Source organism: Imperialibacter sp. EC-SDR9, assembly GCF_902498805.1.
Lineage (GTDB): Bacteria > Bacteroidota > Bacteroidia > Cytophagales > Cyclobacteriaceae > Imperialibacter.
The window spans coordinates 58,146-74,722 of the sequence record NZ_LR701598.1 but is presented as its reverse complement, the minus strand read 5'-3'; the positions used below and the strand labels follow the sequence as shown (position 1 = coordinate 74,722).

The 16,577-nt window shown below is 48.0% G+C and carries 14 protein-coding genes; 6 read left to right on the top strand and 8 right to left on the bottom strand.

Going from position 1 to position 16,577, the window contains the following annotated elements:
* Positions 1-430 precede the first annotated feature (430 nt).
* A complete protein-coding gene (locus GC130_RS20545; protein ID WP_152000233.1) occupies positions 431-697 on the bottom strand; it encodes a type II toxin-antitoxin system RelE/ParE family toxin in 267 nt (88 codons plus the stop codon).
* Complete coding sequence (locus tag GC130_RS20540; RefSeq protein WP_152000232.1) at positions 694-897, bottom strand: hypothetical protein; 204 nt, start codon at positions 895-897, stop codon at positions 694-696. Before GC130_RS20540 ends, GC130_RS20545 begins: the two co-directional genes overlap by 4 nt.
* Positions 898-1,247: 350 nt before the next feature.
* Between GC130_RS20540 and GC130_RS20535 the strand changes: the two genes are divergently transcribed.
* Entirely contained in the window at positions 1,248-1,463 is a 216-nt protein-coding gene (locus GC130_RS20535; protein ID WP_152000231.1) for a hypothetical protein, read from the top strand.
* Between the two features lie 50 nt (positions 1,464-1,513).
* Positions 1,514-1,783: a type II toxin-antitoxin system RelE/ParE family toxin gene (locus GC130_RS20530; RefSeq protein ID WP_193217930.1), complete on the top strand. Its 270-nt coding sequence runs from the start codon at positions 1,514-1,516 to the stop codon at positions 1,781-1,783.
* A gap of 84 nt (positions 1,784-1,867) precedes the next feature.
* Here the strand turns inward: GC130_RS20530 and GC130_RS20525 are convergent, their stop codons facing one another.
* The 4 genes from GC130_RS20525 to GC130_RS20510 all read right to left on the bottom strand — a co-directional run bounded on the left by GC130_RS20525 (position 1,868) and on the right by GC130_RS20510 (position 8,211).
* On the bottom strand, positions 1,868-5,089 hold the full coding sequence (locus GC130_RS20525; protein WP_152000229.1) for an error-prone DNA polymerase: 3,222 nt from the start codon (positions 5,087-5,089) through the stop codon (positions 1,868-1,870).
* Positions 5,090-5,363: 274 nt separating this feature from the next.
* The gene (locus GC130_RS20520; RefSeq protein ID WP_152000228.1) at positions 5,364-6,863 is read right to left on the bottom strand and encodes a DNA polymerase Y family protein; all 1,500 of its coding nucleotides are present in this window, start codon (positions 6,861-6,863) and stop codon (positions 5,364-5,366) included.
* 3 nt (positions 6,864-6,866) lie between these two features.
* A complete protein-coding gene (locus tag GC130_RS20515; protein ID WP_193217929.1) occupies positions 6,867-7,598 on the bottom strand; it encodes an ImuA family protein in 732 nt (243 codons plus the stop codon).
* 127 nt (positions 7,599-7,725) lie between these two features.
* Positions 7,726-8,211 (bottom strand): DinB family protein, encoded by a 486-nt coding sequence (locus tag GC130_RS20510; protein ID WP_152000227.1) that lies wholly within the window; start codon positions 8,209-8,211, stop codon positions 7,726-7,728.
* 173 nt (positions 8,212-8,384) lie between these two features.
* Between GC130_RS20510 and GC130_RS20505 the strand changes: the two genes are divergently transcribed.
* From GC130_RS20505 to GC130_RS20490, 4 genes are all read left to right on the top strand, one after another.
* The gene (locus GC130_RS20505) at positions 8,385-8,579 is read left to right on the top strand and encodes a hypothetical protein (RefSeq protein ID WP_152000226.1); all 195 of its coding nucleotides are present in this window, start codon (positions 8,385-8,387) and stop codon (positions 8,577-8,579) included.
* 176 nt (positions 8,580-8,755) lie between these two features.
* The gene (purT, locus tag GC130_RS20500; RefSeq protein WP_152000225.1) at positions 8,756-9,901 is read left to right on the top strand and encodes a formate-dependent phosphoribosylglycinamide formyltransferase; all 1,146 of its coding nucleotides are present in this window, start codon (positions 8,756-8,758) and stop codon (positions 9,899-9,901) included.
* 150 nt (positions 9,902-10,051) lie between these two features.
* Positions 10,052-11,179 (top strand): ThuA domain-containing protein, encoded by a 1,128-nt coding sequence (locus GC130_RS20495; RefSeq protein ID WP_152000224.1) that lies wholly within the window; start codon positions 10,052-10,054, stop codon positions 11,177-11,179.
* Between the two features lie 88 nt (positions 11,180-11,267).
* Positions 11,268-14,318, top strand: a complete 3,051-nt coding sequence (locus GC130_RS20490; protein WP_152000223.1) for a DUF6797 domain-containing protein — start codon at positions 11,268-11,270, stop codon at positions 14,316-14,318.
* 70 nt (positions 14,319-14,388) lie between these two features.
* Here GC130_RS20490 and GC130_RS20485 read toward each other — a convergent pair whose 3' ends face one another.
* Entirely contained in the window at positions 14,389-15,384 is a 996-nt protein-coding gene (locus GC130_RS20485; protein WP_152000222.1) for a bifunctional oligoribonuclease/PAP phosphatase NrnA, read from the bottom strand.
* A 124-nt stretch (positions 15,385-15,508) separates the two neighbouring features.
* Positions 15,509-16,429, bottom strand: coding sequence for a sugar phosphate isomerase/epimerase (locus tag GC130_RS20480; protein ID WP_152000221.1), 921 nt, complete (start codon positions 16,427-16,429; stop codon positions 15,509-15,511).
* Positions 16,430-16,577: the final 148 nt, after the last annotated feature.

Genomic DNA, 16,577 nt, shown 5'->3' with positions numbered 1-16,577 from the left:
TTGGCGTATGAACATGCATAAAGCTAGCAAAAGCCTCTCTGGGACACCCAAGACACCGTCAAAAACCCCTCTATTTTAACTTAATTGAGGATTTTCGATAATCTTATAAAAAAGTGCGGAAGTCAGGAAAAAGACCGATGAAAAGCTGAAGATCGGAGCTCATCGCTCACCCACCTTCTACACCTTCAACGACGAGGTGTATGAAAAAGCGCTGGAAGAGGGAGTGGTGCTGGTGTAGGCAAGAAAAACTTCTATGCTCTGACGCTGAGCAGAGGCAACTGAGGGTAAGTGTTGACTTTGGTGTGTTCAATTTCTGCAGGCTAAGCAGAGCATTTTTTGCCGAATCATAAATCCTGGGGTAGAGGTTCAGGGTTGCAAATCCAGAACAGCCAGGTATCAGGTTAAATGTCTTTAAAGCTTTTAAATCACTTTATGGAAACTTTTTGTAGATATCCTTTCGATGAGCGAGTGTTGTTATCAGAGCTACTCCCTTATCAATATAAAACCCTAGCCTATAATCACCTATTCTAATCCGATAAGCGCTTTTATGCCCCTTCATTTTTTTAGCGCTGGGTATCTGGCTGACAGTCTTTGCTTCAATTATTTCTTTGATGGCACCAGCAACTCCTTCTTTTGATATATTGTCAGGAATTCCTTTAAGCTGCTTTTCAAATGATTTGCTAAACTCCAGATTCACCCCAACCCAAGTTTATTAAGAACTTTGGTTTTGTCTGCAAGTCCACTTTGCTTGTCTTCTTCCATCATTGAAAGCAACACTTTGTCTTCCTGTTCTTCCAGGTCAATAAAGGAAATCCCCTCAATTTTGAGGGTCTTTATGAGTTCTAAAAGTTGCCTTGCACCGGGTAAAGAATCGTTTATTTCTATAAAGTGTCGCATAGTGTAAAAATAGCAAAAATTGATCAGATCGGTTCTTCTTGCTTCAATTATTGTGTCAGACTGGCGTATAACAGGATAAGTTTACTGAATAGTTGAAGTATCACTTCCATAGACGGATTATGAGCCTTATTCTTTCTCCATCACCTAAAATTCCTCCTCCTCAGGAAAGATTTTTCCCTGCACCACTTCTGATCCGGCGCTGAAAGTCATATCTTCACATCTTGCCAAACATGACTAAATAGAGTCACTAGCATGCATTTTTCAGAAATTCATAGCTCTATTTGCCATGACAACGATAAACTGAATGCAAAATGTTAATTTTATAATAGGTCACAGAAGAACCACACATCATGAAAGCAGAAACGCTGAAATTAGGCCTTATTGAACGTGTGATGCAGGTGCAAAAAAAATCTACTTTGGAGCGCATGGACCAGTTGATCACACAGGCAGAGATGGAGACCAGGACACAGGAATCTCTAGAAGCAATCAGCAAAGGAGATACGTTGTCTTTAGATGAGTTTAGCCAGAAGAATAAGGAATGGGCGAAGGAAAACTATAGAAAATAGTCATCGCCAGACCTGCCATTATCCGTTATCAGGAGCATGTTTTATCCTACTTGTACGATAACTTTACTTTTGAGCGGGCTAGTAGAATTGATGAAAATATCATAAAGACTGCCAGTACATTATCCAGTAAACCCGCCAGAGGCCGCCGAGAGAAATACCTCCTTGGGGCTGAAGAAGATTTTAGATTTATACTTCATAAGGAAACCAGGTATTTCGAGATAAAGATCATCTACTACATCAAAGAGAAAGAGTCGACAGTTTATATCACCGACTTTTTTCCGACCAGAATGGATCCACAACGGATAATCGACAATCAATAAGTACACTTTTCTTGCAAGCATTTTTAATTTGATTCTCTCAGCGTCTCCTGAAAGGAACTCTTAGGGAAGCTTAATCTCTCTTTACTACCTAAAATTCCTCCCCTCAGGAAAAATCTTCCCTTGTACCACTTTTGGTTTTGGAGCAGTTTTTATCTGCGAATACGGAACCGTCGTTTCATCTGAGCGAGACATCGGCTTCAACGACAATTCTTGTTTTTGTCTTGCCGTTAGCTGCTGTAGCATTCCTGAAAGATTGAAAAGCCGTTTGGCAATCACATGGATGACCTCGCCCTCTTTCTGTAACTGCCCTTCTACCATCAGCAGGCGTGACTGAATGATCTCTTTTCTGTATTTGTCGAACAGCTTTTTGAAGACAACAAGGTTGGCTATGCCAGTTTCATCTTCAATGGTAATGAAGCAGATACCGCTAGCCGTGCCGGGCCGCTGTCGCACCAGCACCAGCCCGGCTACTTTCACATAGTCTTTGTCTTTGGCGTTCGCCAGAGCAAAGTTTGGTGTAATACCCAGCCTGCCCAACTGCTCCCGCAAAAAGCTCACCGGGTGGGCTTTGATAGACAGAGAAGTGGAGGCGTAGTCCTGTATTACATGTTCGGACAGTTGCATTTCAGGAAGGTCAACCTTTTGTTCATGCTCATTCTGTTGCTGCGAACTGAACAGGGCTTTGTGCAGGTGATCTTTGGTGGACACTTCCCACAGTGCCTGACGACGATCCAGACCAATGGATCGGAAGGCGTCTGCATCAGCCAATCTTTCCAGAGTACTTTCTGAAAGGCCCAGCTCCCTTAATTCATGTACACTGCCATAAGGCCGTGTTCTGCCAGTTATCAATAGTTCCACTTCTTCTTCCTTAAGCCCTTTTACTTGTCGGAAGCCCAGCCTTAAAGTGCAGAAATCACCTTCTTTTTCTTCCAGTTGATAATCCCATCCAGAATGGTTGATGTCTAGTTCTCTGATTTTTACGCCATGATTCTTTGCATCGGTGATGAGTTGAGCCGGTTGGTAGAACCCCATTGGCAGACTATTGAGAATAGCACAGGCAAACACATCCGGGTAATAGCATTTGAGCCAGGAAGAAACATAAACCAACAGTGCAAAGCTCACTGCATGACTTTCAGGAAAGCCATAGCTACCGAAGCCTTCCAGTTGTTTAAACACCCTCTCGGCATATTCCCTTTTGTATCCTTTCTTTGTCATGCCGTTAATGAGCTTGTCACGAAAATAGGAAACCTTGCCCTTGGCTTTGAAGGTTGCCATGCTTCTGCGGAGTTCATCTGCTTCGGCTGGAGTGAATCCTGCAGCAACTATTGCAATACTCATAGCCTGTTCCTGAAAAAGAGGGACGCCCAAAGTTCGGCCAAGAATTTCTCTGAGCTCTTCGGAGGGATACTCTACTTTTTCTTCTCCATTACGTCGCCGAAGGTAGGGGTGAACCATGTCGCCCTGAATAGGACCAGGACGAACGATAGCTACCTCGATGACCAGGTCGTAAAAGGACTTGGGTTTCAGTCTTGGCAGCATCGACATCTGAGCCCGGCTTTCAATCTGAAACACGCCGATGGTATCGGCATGGCAAATCATTTCATAGACTTTGGGATCATCCTGCGGAATATTCGCTAATGTAAATTCTTTGTCATAGTGCTTTTTAGCTATATCAAAGGCTTTCCGAATACATGTGAGCATACCCAGGGCCAGTACATCGATTTTCAAGAAACCAAGTGCTTCAATATCGTCTTTATTCCACTCAATATTGGTGCGGTCTTCCATCCGGGCATTCAGTACCGGACACAGGTCGGACAGCTTGCCTTCAGTAATCACAAACCCTCCTGTATGCTGCCCCAGCTGTCGTGGGAAGCTGATATATTGCTGGGTAAGCTCCAGCACTTTTTTAATAGTCGGGTCATCGGGATTGATGCCCTGGCTGATGATGCGGTTTTTGTCGAAACCTTCGTCTTTGAAGTCCCAAATAAGGCTGGATAACCGGGTAATGGTGTCCACCGATAGTCCCATCACTTTGCCAACATCCCGGATGGCGCCTTTGTGATGCAACTGAGTGACTGTAGCCACCACCGCAGCACGATCTCTGCCATACTTGTTGTAGATATACTGCATCACTTCCTCCCGTCGTTCGTGTTCAAAGTCTACATCAATATCCGGCGGCTCATTGCGGGCTGCTGAGATGAAGCGTTCAAACAGCAGGTTGAATTTGGAGGGATCTACCGAAGTAATGCCCAGACAATAGCAGACGGTAGAATTGGCAGCAGACCCCCTTCCCTGGCAGAGGATTTGCTGCTCTCTGGCATAGCGCACGATATCGTAAACGGTAAGGAAGTACTCAGCATAGTTCATTTGGTCGATGAACTTCAGCTCATAGTTGATGTTGGCTTTGACCTTTGCAGGGATTCCATCAGGAAACATTTTATGAGCCCCCTTCCATGTCAGATAAATAAGCTCTTCCTGGGGGGTGCGCCCTTCGCTGGTGATTTCTTTTGGATACCTGTATTTCAGTTGATCCAGGGAAAACTGACACTTCTCAGCAATCACCTGGGTTTGCCAGATGGCTTCCGGGTAGGCCCGGAACAGCCGCTGCATTTCGTCCGCTGGTTTCAGGTAACGTTCGGCATTTGGGTGAAGGCGAAAGCCAGCCTCCTGTATTGTGCATTTTTCACGGGTACAGGTTACCACATCCTGCAATTCCCTTCTGGTGGGGTGGTGGTAATGCACATCGTTAGTAGCAACCATTGGGATATTAAGCTTCTTTGAGAGTTGATTGAGTCGGTGAAGCAACTTGAGGTCGTTGCCATCGTAGGGCCTGCTGGCCGCAAGGTGAAGGCGGGCACCTAAGGCTTCCCGGTATTCTTCTAGTTGTGACTTAAAGGCTTGATCGAAATCAAATGCTTCATTCAATTGCAAGGGAGGAATGACTACCAGCTCCAGGCCTGGCGCATGTTCATACAAGTCCTTTTTGTAAAGCTCACATTGCCCTTTTTCGGTTCTCAGGTTGCCTTTGGTAAGTAAAGCGGATAAACCTGCATAAGCATGAATGTCAGTAGGAAAAGCCAGTAAGCTAGGCCCATCCTGCAAGTCGAGGCGGCAGGCAGGGATGATGCGAATGTCAAGGCCTCGTGTGGCGATATGAGCACGAACGATGCCAGCCAGGGTGTTGCGGTCGGTGATGGCAATAGCAGAGTATCCATAGGCCGCTGCCTGTGTCACCAGCTCTTCAGGGTGCGAGGCTCCCCGTAGAAAACTGAAATTGGAGGTGACTTGTAATTCGGTGTAGGACATGGTTCACAGTGTTTTTAACTAGTCATACATCTTAGTACTGGTTTCAAAAGTTCAAGCTGATCCGAGCACTTGTTTCCTTCGACAGGCTCAGGATGACAAGGACTCGTTACCACTCTTCAGGTTAGACTCAGGATGACAAGCACTCGTTATCCATTCCATTTCGGTCAGGCTTAGGATGATAGGTGGTTGTGTCGCCTCACAATTTGGTTGACGGAAGGTATTCCCTATTGTCAGTCTGAGCCTGTCGAAGACCGACAATAGGGCGGCCACCACATTAAGCAAAAAACCCATGCACATACCACTGAAAGCTTTTGTCGTCGTAGTGCCCTGATCGAAACAGCCAAAACCTGTGCCCTTCTTTGTCTTCTATCCTGTAATAGTCCCTATGCTGCCCCTGCTGCAGCCACCATTCCTGCTCAATCCTTTCCGGGCCGTCTGCTCTGGCTACTTCATGCACTTTGCCTTTGTAGCGGAAAAGCATAGGAGGATAATCAGGGATTGGCGCACTTACTTCAATTTTTTCCGGCTTGTTCAATAGCTGGAGGGGTCGAAGCTTATCCACTCTCCATAGGGTGGTTGCTTTTTCTTGCAGTGAAAGGGCAGGCCTGAATGACCTTTCAGGCCAGTAATGCTCGTCGGGGAGGTAGCGCCGGACAGACTTTGCCCCGAACTTGCCGGCCAGCTTATCCACCAGCTCCGACAGCCGCATATCGTCCAGCCCGCCAGCTTCTTCCCACAACTGTTCTTGCTCAGGCAGAAGTTCTTCGACTTTAGGGGCTTCCAGAATGAATAACTCAATGCCCAATGCTGGTTCCAGTGTTGATATTTTAACCTCAAAGAGCTTAAAAAGATGAATGACATGGTGGGATGGCCTGCTGGTGCCGATATCTAGTTGTACCACCTTTCCATCTACCCGATAGCCTTTAAATACTGCCGCTCTTAATCCTTTCTGCTCCTGTCTTAGCCGGTGGCAGAGTGTTTCCAGTAGTCGCTCAAGTGCGATCTCTATGCCTTTAGCAGTAACGATAGGCTCCAGACAAGGAAGTCGTTCCTGGTAGGGCTCCATAGGCTGTATAGGCTCCATCCTTTCCTCTAAGGCACCTGTTGCCTGGTCGATACGCAGCAGCATTTGTGCCCCAAAACGCCTTCGAAGAGTAGCACGTGGCATGCTTATGAATTGATGCAGCTGATGTAACCCCAGCTTGTGAAGTCGTTCAAGGGCTTCGGGCTCCAGTCGGAGAGCCTCAGGAGGTAAGCTCATAACTACTTCATGGTGTTTCCCGCTTTCTATGATGCCAGGCCCACGACTGTACCTGGCGATTGCCCATGCTGCTCCGATGGTGTCAGCCATGGCCGCCCTCACCCCGTAGCCATGGGTTTCGAGCTTCTGCTCAATGTCAGATACATAATTTGCATCTCCTCCCCAAAGATGGGAGCATCCTGAGGCATCAAGCAAAAGCCCATCCGGCGGATCGATAGCCACATTGGGAGCATAGCGAATGCTCCATTCGCCCAGGCGCCTGAGCAGCTTGAGCATAAGCTCCGGCTGATCATCCAGTGCTACTACAGAAGGTACTGCTGCTCTGGCATCGGCCAGCACCATGCCATCACTGATACCTTTGGCCCTGGCGATAGCATTCGAAGCTGAAATCACCATTCTGCCGTGGGAAGGCGTGCGCAAAACGAACGGTATCTTTCTCAGCTCTGGCCGACGGAGGGAGAACCAGTCCGTGGAAAGGTAACGGAACCATATAGAAACAAATCTTTTCCCCATGGTTCACCCTGCTTTTCGTTCTTCCGGTTCAAAATGATGTAGCACTTTCTCGGCTACTGTTTTCAGCTGGCCTTCCATCCATTTCACATCCCAGGCACCAGGCTTGCCATTTCGCACCCGTTGCAACTCCACTCTCCATTGTGGGTATCCCACACCGGGAAGGTCGTCGACCACCTCACCGGGCAGGGAAGCTATTTTCCATCGGGATACACAAGCTGTTGTTGTTAATTTTTGACAGTAAGGCCGGATCACAAAACCAGTGACGCAGCTTTCTTCTACTGCGAGCTGCAACCTGCGGGAGGAGGTGAAGTCAAGGGTGGGCATTTCACCCACGACAGCGGCAACGGAAGTGCATTTCAAACCTTCTTCCACTGCCCACCATACATCCTTTTCTTTCTTCAGGTCAATAAAGATGAACCTTTCAGGAGAGATGCCGAAACTTTTTAGCGCAGGAGGGAAGAGTGTTCGGGAAGTGCTGATCCATAAAGCTATTCCATTAGCACCTGTAACATTGCTTAGGAGAGAAGCGACAAAGCCGCTGGTGGCTGCAATGTCTTCTTCACCTGCAGGAAGAAATTCGTGGATAGCTCCCAAAGGGAAGACACCATGAGGGAATGCCGCATCCATTAGCCCCAGGTTCAGTCGGGCGGTGGTATTACCCGGCGACTTGAACCCCTGTAGCCGGAGAATGTCGGATTGTAAAGAGGAAAGTATGTCAGCCCTGCTCTGTTGCATGGAGTCTCATTTGCCTATAAAAGCTAATTATTTTAGTTTTCAAACATACTAAAAACCAATATAATTAGCAATTAGAATTGAATTCTAAAATAATTAGAACTCTAACATTTTGGGGCTGACTTTACGGCTATCCTCTTGGCTTCAAAAATGCCAGCTGCCCCAAATGGTTGGCTAAGTGGGCTGTCCGGTTCATGACCAGGTTTAGCTTGTTTCTGTGAGGCTCTTTGGCAAAGTCTTCTTCAGTCACAGCAGTATGTCTGGTAAACCAATCGTCGGCTGAAAACTTTTCAAATGCTGCGGAAAGCGCTGAGTTTACTTTATTCCAGGCTGCTCTTAATTCTGGAATAGGTGTGTTCTGACCTGACTTATCCGGGGTTCTTACGTAGGGCTCATAAAGTTCGGGATAGAGCTTTTCTCCAATACTTAGCAGTGGAAGCATGTTGTCGTGCACCGCTGCGAGGTGGCCAAGCAGGTATGTACCGGTGTTTCGGTTTGGGGCTACTTCAGCAGCGATTTGCTCATCGCTGAGGCCATCGAAAAGTTTGTTGGTACGTTCAATGTAGATGTTCCAGGCGTCAAGGGCCATTTTGATGAAAAGTTCTTGTTGGTTCATTGGGATGCAAGGTTTCGTATGCAATAAAAGTTAATGATTGATAAGGAAGAAGAGGGGGTGAAAAGTTCGGGAAACGATGTTATTACTTTATTTTGTGTTTGGCTTAGGTATCAAACTTCAAATCTGGTAAATGTATTAAACATTGTATTGTAGAATTCTAGTTATATTTGAATATGAATGAGGCAACATCATATAAGCATATTAGCGAGAAAAAAAGTCGACCAGAATTGGAGCGTTTATCTGATGAAAATGCTTTGGCAAGAGCGCTTGACCTGATGGATTTTTATGCTGCTTTAAAAGCCGCCAATGAAGACTTGAAAGATGACTCCTCAGACATCCTATGGATTGAACTAAAAGAAGCCAAATGATTTCTAATGAAATCAGAGAGTCACTCCGGCACACTTGCTCTGCTCTAAACAAACATGGTGTTGAATACATGCTGATTGGCGGAATTGCGAGTGGTTTCCACGGTTACCAAAAGCTCTCAGGTGTTGCTGAATATGACATTTTGGAATATAAGCCTGATCTTGATTAGTGTGAACCCATGAAAAAAATACTCCTTCTCGGCTCTGGGGAACTCGGAAAAGAATTTGTGATCAGTGCTAAAAGGTTGGGTTGCTATGTGGTAGCCTGCGATAGCTATGTGGGGGCACCCGCCATGCAGGTGGCTGATGAATACGAAGTTTTCAATATGCTGAGCGCAACTGAATTGCGAACAGCTGTTGAGCGTCATCAACCGGACCTGATCGTGCCTGAAATAGAAGCTATTCGCACAGAAGTGCTGGTGGAAATGGAAAAAGAAGGCAAGAACGTAGTGCCCAGTGCCCGGGCTGTTAACATGACCATGAACCGGGATCGCATCCGTGACCTGGCAGCAGACCTTGGCGTTCGCACTGCCAGGTTCGCTTATGCCGAGTCGGCTGACCAGCTGGTGAAGGAGGCCCAGGCGATTGGCTTTCCGGTCGTGATCAAGCCGGTGATGAGCAGCAGCGGCAAGGGGCAGAGTGTAGCTCAAACAGCTGATGACATCCAAAACAGCTGGGATTACGCCTGTGCTGGCATGCGGGGTGACCGCCAGCGGGTGATTGTAGAGGAGTTCATCAGGTTTGACTACGAGATAACGCTGCTCACTGTGAGACAAAAGAACGGGCCAACACTTTTCTGCGACCCAATAGGCCATGTGCAGGAGCGGGGCGACTACCAGTACAGCTGGCAGCCTCAGCCCATGATAGAAAAATTCCGACAAGACGCTGAAGCAATGGCAAAAGCAGTGACCGACGATTTGGGCGGCGTGGGCATCTTTGGAGTAGAGTTCTTTGTTACTAAAGACGAAGTGATTTTCAGCGAGCTCAGCCCACGGCCTCACGACACGGGCATGGTGACGCTCATCAGCCAAAACCTCAGTGAGTTTGACTTACATGCCAGGGCCATTCTTGGCTTGCCGATTCCCAATATTACAGTAACCGAAGGTGCCAGTGCCGTGGTGCTGGCCACTAAAGATGGAGTGTCACCCACCTACACAGGGGTGGAAACAGCGATGTCCGAGCCCGATATCGACGTCCGCATTTTTGGTAAGCCCACTACCAGACCTTGCCGTCGCATGGCGGTGGTATTGGCAAAAGGAGAGAATGCGGTGGAAAGAGCCAGAGCCGCTGCCGCAAAGATCAAGGTGGTTACCAAAGGGATTTGATTGTATCCTGCCAGGTAGTAGTCTCCCGCCTGTGATTTGATCTGGTCGGTTTTTATCTCAAAACTGCTATGAACGGCAGTGGAGTGTTCGGGGAAAAGTGCTACTTTAAACGTTCTATTTTCTTTGTCGCATTACCTAAACTATCTGAAGATGAAATTTGTCCGTTATGCCTTTGCGCTTGTTATTCTTTTCCTGTGTGCTAAATGTAAAACCACCACAGAGTCTGGCCAGACAGAACAAACGAAAGAGTGGTTGACCTATGAAGGCCGGGCAGACATGCCAAACGTGGTGTTAGTGTCTGGAGACGAGGAGTACCGTTCGGAGGAAGCACTTCCACAACTAGCGAAGATTCTTTCCGCCCGCCACGGGTTCAATTGCACCGTGCTTTTTGCACAGGATCCGAATATGCCGGGTATAGCCAATCCAAATTATGGGCGCAATATACCCGGGTTGGAGGCCCTTGAAACGGCTGATCTGATGGTCATTTTCACCCGCTTTCGGGCGTTGCCGAACCAGCAAATGCAGTACATCGACAATTATTTGAAAAGTGGCAAGCCTGTGATTGGGATACGGACTGCCACCCACGCCTTTAATTTTTCTGCGGCCGATTCCACCTCAAGCTGGACGCACTATGGCAATGGCTACGATGTTGAGGATGAATGGAAGGGTGGGTTTGGTAGGCTGGTGTTGGGAGAAAAATGGATTTCACACCATGGCCACCATCAGCACCAAAGTACCCGGGGAGTGGTGGCATCGGGAGCTGAAGGTCACCCTATCCTGAAGGGAATTGGTGAAGGAGAAATATGGGGACCCACCGATGTGTATGGTGTGCGGCTGCCATTGCCTGGCGATTCGCAGCCCATCGTGTTGGGACAGGTTGTGAACCGGGCAGGTGAGTTTGCTGCCGACGACGCCCTGTACGGAATGCGTTTCACAGACAGCGAGGTGGCTGAGGTAAAAGTGGAGAAGGACAAGGACGGGAACGAGAAAACAAGCAACCCAAATGACCCGATGATGCCTGTGGCATGGGTGAAGAGTTACCAGATTCCTGGAGGGCAGCCTGGAAAGGTATTTGCTACCACGATGGGGGCGGCAACCGACTTGTTGACCGAAGGCACCCGCAGGATGCTGATCAACGGTGTTTTTTGGTCACTGGATCTCCCGGTTCCAGAAAAGGCGAATGTAGACACCGTTGGCACCTATCAACCCAATAAATTTGCCTTTCACGATGATCAGTATTGGTTGGACAAAAACTTGAGTGTGAAATCGCTGCAATAACACTGGTGATGTAGGTTCGGTGCGTTCAGTTAGTTCTGGCAACAGTGTTTGACCATCAATCCTTCCTTTTGACCTCAATGTTTTAGTTATGAAACAGATTCGTTCCCATTTGATGCTGCTGGTGATAGCAGCGATGTGTTTTGTCAGTTGCAGCACTCACCCCCTTACAGGTACATGGGATTTCACTATTTCGTTTGGGGACGAGGAACTTACAGGAACGTTGCAGTTGAATCAGGCAGGCGATACTTACAAGGGAGTGATGAGGTCTATTGATCTCGGCACGATGGACATCGGGAATTTGCAGGTAGATGGGCAACGAATAGCGGGTAACATCCTGATGTGGCAGGAAGATCAGGCGACCGTAACCGGGGAATTTGAGGGAGATCGTTTTTCAGGCGTCGTTACACTCGACCAGAAAGAATACCCGATTACTGCAACAAGGCAGTCCGAACCTACCAGGGCTTACGAACCTGCCAAAGTAGACTACGTGTTATCTGAAAGCGACGTGGCAGATGCGGAGTCCAATATCGATCATGCCGGGTTAATAGAAGACTTCAGCAGGGAGGGATATGTCCGTGGAGGAAGGATCTATAATGCGAATTGTATCAATTGTCACGGTAACAAGGATATGGAGGGATCAATCCCCATGTCGCTGCAGTTTTGGGCGCAGCCTTTTAAGGCAGGGTTTGATCCTTTTTCCATGTATCAAACGATCACCAGGGGCTATGGGGCGATGCCAGCACAGCTCATACTCACACCACAGGAAAAGTATGATGTCATTTCATACATCAGGGAGGAGTTCGTAAAAAATGACAATACTGATCAGTACTTCAAGGTGACTCCTGGCTACCTGGCCGGTCTACCAAAGGGTACATCGAGAGGGCCGGCCGCTAAGCCTTATCATCCCTGGTCGGACATGGATTATGGTAATTTTTTCATCAACACTTACGAATTGACGGATGAAAAAACTGGTATCCCCCGGTATCACTCGCCGGGACCGTCGCCGTTTCCCGATGAAGACTACAGCAGAAACAATTTTGCCTATAAGGGCATTGCGATCAGGCTCGACGAAGGAAATGGAGGAGTGTCGAAGGGCAAAAGCTGGATGATCTTTGACCACGATGTGATGCGTGTTGCAGGCGGATGGACAGGTGAAGGGTTCATTGACTGGAATGGTATCCTGTTGAATGACCGCCACGAGACCTATCCCAGAACCATTGGGAAACTCCACTTTGAAACGCCGGTTGGGCCGGGTTGGGCGAATCCGGTAAATGGCTCTTTTGAAGACCCCCGTTTCACAGCGAGGGATGGGAGGCAATTTGGGCCGCTACCGAAAAAATGGGCCAACTACAAGGGACTCTATTATTTTGAAGACAAAGTGGTGATCTCCTATTCGGTTGGCAATGCCAATATTTTGGAAAGCCTTGGAGTCGAGCAAAATGGTGAGCAGACAATCTTTACCAGAACCTTGAACATGAGCTCGTCCAAACAGGCGCTTAAAATGAGGGTGGCAGTAGCCGGAACTGTTGTTGCCATGTCGGGAAACGGCGCTTCACTGGCGGAGGAAGATGGTTATGTGATCCTCAACGTGACTCCTGGCACTCTGTCTAAAATCAAGCTTTTTATTGCAGGCACTGGAAGCAAAGCACTTGGCGATTATGTAGCCAGTGCTAGCCCACCGGAATCATTGGATCAATACACCCACGGAGGTCCGGCGCACTATTCGCAAGTGATACGCACAACCGTAACAAAAGGCAGAGAGGAGGGCCAATTTGCGGTAGATAATATGACACCTCCTTTCGACAATCTCTGGAAGTCGAGAATGAAGTTTAGCGGCATTGATTTTATGCGGAACCCTGACGTGGCCGTTTTGTGTACTACCGATGGCGACGTGTGGAAAGTCACTGGCCTTCTGGATGAGAAGGGGGCCCTTGTTTGGAAAAGGATCGCATCAGGACTGTTTCAGCCGCTTGGCATCAAAGTGCTGGAGGAGAAAATTTACGTTACCTGCCGTGACCAGCTTGTTCTGCTTAGGGATTTGAATGGCGACGAAGAAACCGACTTTTATGAAAGCTTTAATCATGACCATCAGGTCACTGATCACTTCCATGAGTTTGCCATGGGTCTCCAGGCTGATAACGAAGGGAATTTATACTACGCCAAGAGTGGTCGCCATGCCCGGGAATCACTTATTCCCCAGCATGGCACCTTACTGAAAGTGAGTAAAGATGGATCCAAAACTGAGGTTATTGCCACAGGGTTTAGGGCTGCTAACGGCTTATGTATCAACCCTGATGGCAGCTTTATCGTCACCGATCAGCAGGGGTATTGGAATCCGATGAACCGGGTGAACTGGATCGAAGGAAAAGGTAAATTCTATGGCAATATGTGGGGTTATAATCCACCAAAAGATAGTAGTCGTGCAGGTATGGAGCCTCCCATGGTTTGGATAGACATGGAATTTGACCGGTCACCGTCTGAGTTACTATGGGTAGATAGCAAGAAGTGGGGATCGCTGGACGGCAGCCTGCTCAGCTTTTCTTATGGGTATGGAAAAATTCAGCTTGTGCTAACCGAAAAGGTGGATGGGCAGCGACAGGCGGGGGTGATCGACCTGCCGGGTGTAAAGTTTTTGAGTGGAGTGATGAGAGGGCGCTTTAATCCTGAAGATGGACAGTTGTATGCTTGTGGCATGTCGGCGTGGGGCACTTCGCAGATGATGAGAGGAGGTGAATTCTACAGGGTTCGCTACACCGGAGCACCGCTATCGGTTCCTGTGGCGCTGGCAGCGGAAGACGATGGAGTAAGGCTCAGCTTTGCCAGCGAACTGGACCGCAACAAGGCGATGCAGCCGACCAATTATGAAGTGCAAACCTGGGACATCGTCAGAAGCAGAAAGTATGGTTCAAAACGATACAACATGCAAACCTTACCTATTCAGGGTGTGCAGCTTAGTAGGGATGGCAAGACGGTCAAACTTTTCGTGGAGGGGATCAAGCCGGTCGACGTCATGACTATTGCGTATGCGGTGACTGACGTGCAGGGCAACGAACTCAAGGGTAAGCTTCAAAACACTATCCATCATCTGAAGCCTGTGCAAAAAACAAAAGCTGAAGCCGATGGATTGTTGCTGGAGTAACAATGAGGATTATTAGCCCAGCAGAATAGCCAACCTCTCCGAACCCATTGTGGTTGACCTAATGAGCCATTTAGAAATACCCGGGAATCAAACCTTTGATTTTAACAAGCGTTTCGTCTACCGACAACTCACTCATCCCCCCGGCGGCGTTGGCGTGCCCTCCTCCATTGAAATGTTCTGAGGCCAACACATTCACCGGGTTTTCTTTCCCTTTGGAACGGAACGATATTTTCATGATGCCGTCACGTTCGGTAAACACAATGGCGGCTTTCATGCCTTTGATAGATAAAGCAAGGTTGGCCAGACTGTCTGTGTCTCCTTTTTTATAATGGTATTTCTCAAGCTCTTCTTTTGTCAGTGAAATGACAGAGACCTGGTAGTCTTCCATTATTTCCAGCTTTTCGGCCATGGCATAGCCCTGCAGGCGCAACCGGCTCGCCGTATTGTTGTCGCTGAGCATCTCATGTACCAGGTGATGTTGCACGCCTGCTGCCAATAGTTTCGCCAGTATTTCATGGGTGCGGGGCTGTACCGACGAAAACCGAAAACTTCCCGTATCTGTTAGAATGCCGAGGTACAGCGGAGTGCCTATTTTTTCATCGAGTAAGTCGCCATGTCCTGATTGTTCCATCAACTCCACGATCAATTGTGAGGTAGAAGAAGCAGAGGTCTCCGATACAGTAATTGTAGGGAAATCTTGCGGGTTTAGATGGTGATCAATCATGATCTTTTGGCAAGTAGCGGACTCCAGCAGTATTTGCATGTCAGAGCCTACCCGATCAGTGCTATTGTAGTCCAGGCAAAAGATTAGATCAGCTCTTTGAAAGGCTTCTGTTACTTTCTCCGGCTCGTCGCTCATGAGCGCAATAGGAGAGGTGTCCAGCCAATATAAAAAGTCGGGCGCCGCATCAGGATGGCAAATCGTAGCCTTTTTACCCAGCTTTTCTATAAAATACAATAGTCCCAGCGAACAGCCCACTGAGTCTCCATCGGCAGATTTATGTGAGGTAATAACGATAGAAGAAGCGGCAAGGATTTCGGCTTCAATTTGTTTGTAAACGTTCATTGGGTTTGGCTGTTTTAGGACGCATTCGGGTAAAAGAAAAGCCAACCTTGCGGCTGGCTTTTCGCTTCTGATACTTGGCTTTCACTCAGAGCCTCACGAAGAGGACACTGAAGCTGGTCATGTTTTATTTGAATCCGATTTCAGCCAGGCCTTTGTGGCTGATGTTAATCGCCTCAAAGGGAGGCAGACCGAAGGTGGCATCTTGCTCCACCATGTAGAACTCCATACCTGACTGAGCTTTGGCGGCCAGTATTTTCTTAAAGTCAATGCTTCCTGTGCCTACCGGTGCAAAATTGCCTTCAGCGTTCATGTCCTTCACGTGCCATGCTTTGAAACGCCCTGGATACTTCTCAAAGTAGGCAAGCGGATCAGCGCCTGCTTTGGCAACCCAGAAAAGGTCCATCTGGAAGTTCACAACGTCGGCGTTGCAATTTTCCAGCAGGTAGTCGATCAGCACAGTGCCATCTTCTCCTGGCATAAACTCAAAGTTGTGGTTGTGGTACAACAGCTTCAGGCCTGCTGCCTTACATTTTTCTCCAAGGGTATTCAGGATATCTGCTATGTCAGCAGGTGTGCCTTTCATACCCATTGTCATGGTTTCTCTGTTGAAAGTGAACATGCCCATAGGCGGCACAGGAATCACGAAGTATTCGATGCCAGCACCTTTGCAGTCGGCGATCAGCTGGTCTGCATTTTCCATGGTTACCATGCCCATATGAGCACTTTTCGCAGTCAGGCCGAGTGTTGCAAGGTAGGCTTTGAAATCGGCTGGAGCCATGCCGTAGAATTTGCCATATTCGTAGTTGGCAGCCTCTATGTAAGCGTATCCCGCATCGGCAACTACCTTCAGTGTAGCTTTAGGATCCGTGGCCATCGAGTCACGCACGGTGTAGAGTGCCAGGCCTCCGAAAGAGGTGGGCTCAGCCTGTACAGTGGCGATTGAGTCGGCAGTTTCTTCAGTTGACCTGGTTTTGGTGCTACAGGCCGTAAAGCCGATGACGAGCGCCAGTAAAATAACAAAGCCTAAGGGGAAATAACGTTTCATACTATGTTTAGTGTTTAATGCGTCAAAGTTACGCAAGTTCAGGGGAAATTTTGAATAATAAGGAGATAGTCTGTACACAGTATGATTTGAGACAATATCAGTATCTTCTACCCCCTTGGGCTGTCCCCAGACAGCCCAACACTACACT

Bases quoted from the DNA above. Each gene is read 5' to 3' on its own strand.
- GC130_RS20495 (WP_152000224.1), top strand. From the start codon at position 10,052: ATGAAATTTGTCCGTTATGCCTTTGCGCTTGTTATTCTTTTCCTGTGT.
- GC130_RS20525 (WP_152000229.1), bottom strand. From the start codon at position 5,089: ATGTCCTACACCGAATTACAAGTCACCTCCAATTTCAGTTTTCTACGG.
- GC130_RS20485 (WP_152000222.1), bottom strand. From the start codon at position 15,384: ATGAACGTTTACAAACAAATTGAAGCCGAAATCCTTGCCGCTTCTTCT.
- GC130_RS20510 (WP_152000227.1), bottom strand. From the start codon at position 8,211: ATGAACCAACAAGAACTTTTCATCAAAATGGCCCTTGACGCCTGGAAC.
- GC130_RS20480 (WP_152000221.1), bottom strand. From the start codon at position 16,429: ATGAAACGTTATTTCCCCTTAGGCTTTGTTATTTTACTGGCGCTCGTC.
- GC130_RS20535 (WP_152000231.1), top strand. From the start codon at position 1,248: ATGAAAGCAGAAACGCTGAAATTAGGCCTTATTGAACGTGTGATGCAG.
- GC130_RS20490 (WP_152000223.1), top strand. From the start codon at position 11,268: ATGAAACAGATTCGTTCCCATTTGATGCTGCTGGTGATAGCAGCGATG.
- GC130_RS20540 (WP_152000232.1), bottom strand. From the start codon at position 897: ATGCGACACTTTATAGAAATAAACGATTCTTTACCCGGTGCAAGGCAA.
- GC130_RS20505 (WP_152000226.1), top strand. From the start codon at position 8,385: ATGAATGAGGCAACATCATATAAGCATATTAGCGAGAAAAAAAGTCGA.
- GC130_RS20520 (WP_152000228.1), bottom strand. From the start codon at position 6,863: ATGGGGAAAAGATTTGTTTCTATATGGTTCCGTTACCTTTCCACGGAC.
- GC130_RS20515 (WP_193217929.1), bottom strand. From the start codon at position 7,598: ATGCAACAGAGCAGGGCTGACATACTTTCCTCTTTACAATCCGACATT.
- purT (WP_152000225.1), top strand. From the start codon at position 8,756: ATGAAAAAAATACTCCTTCTCGGCTCTGGGGAACTCGGAAAAGAATTT.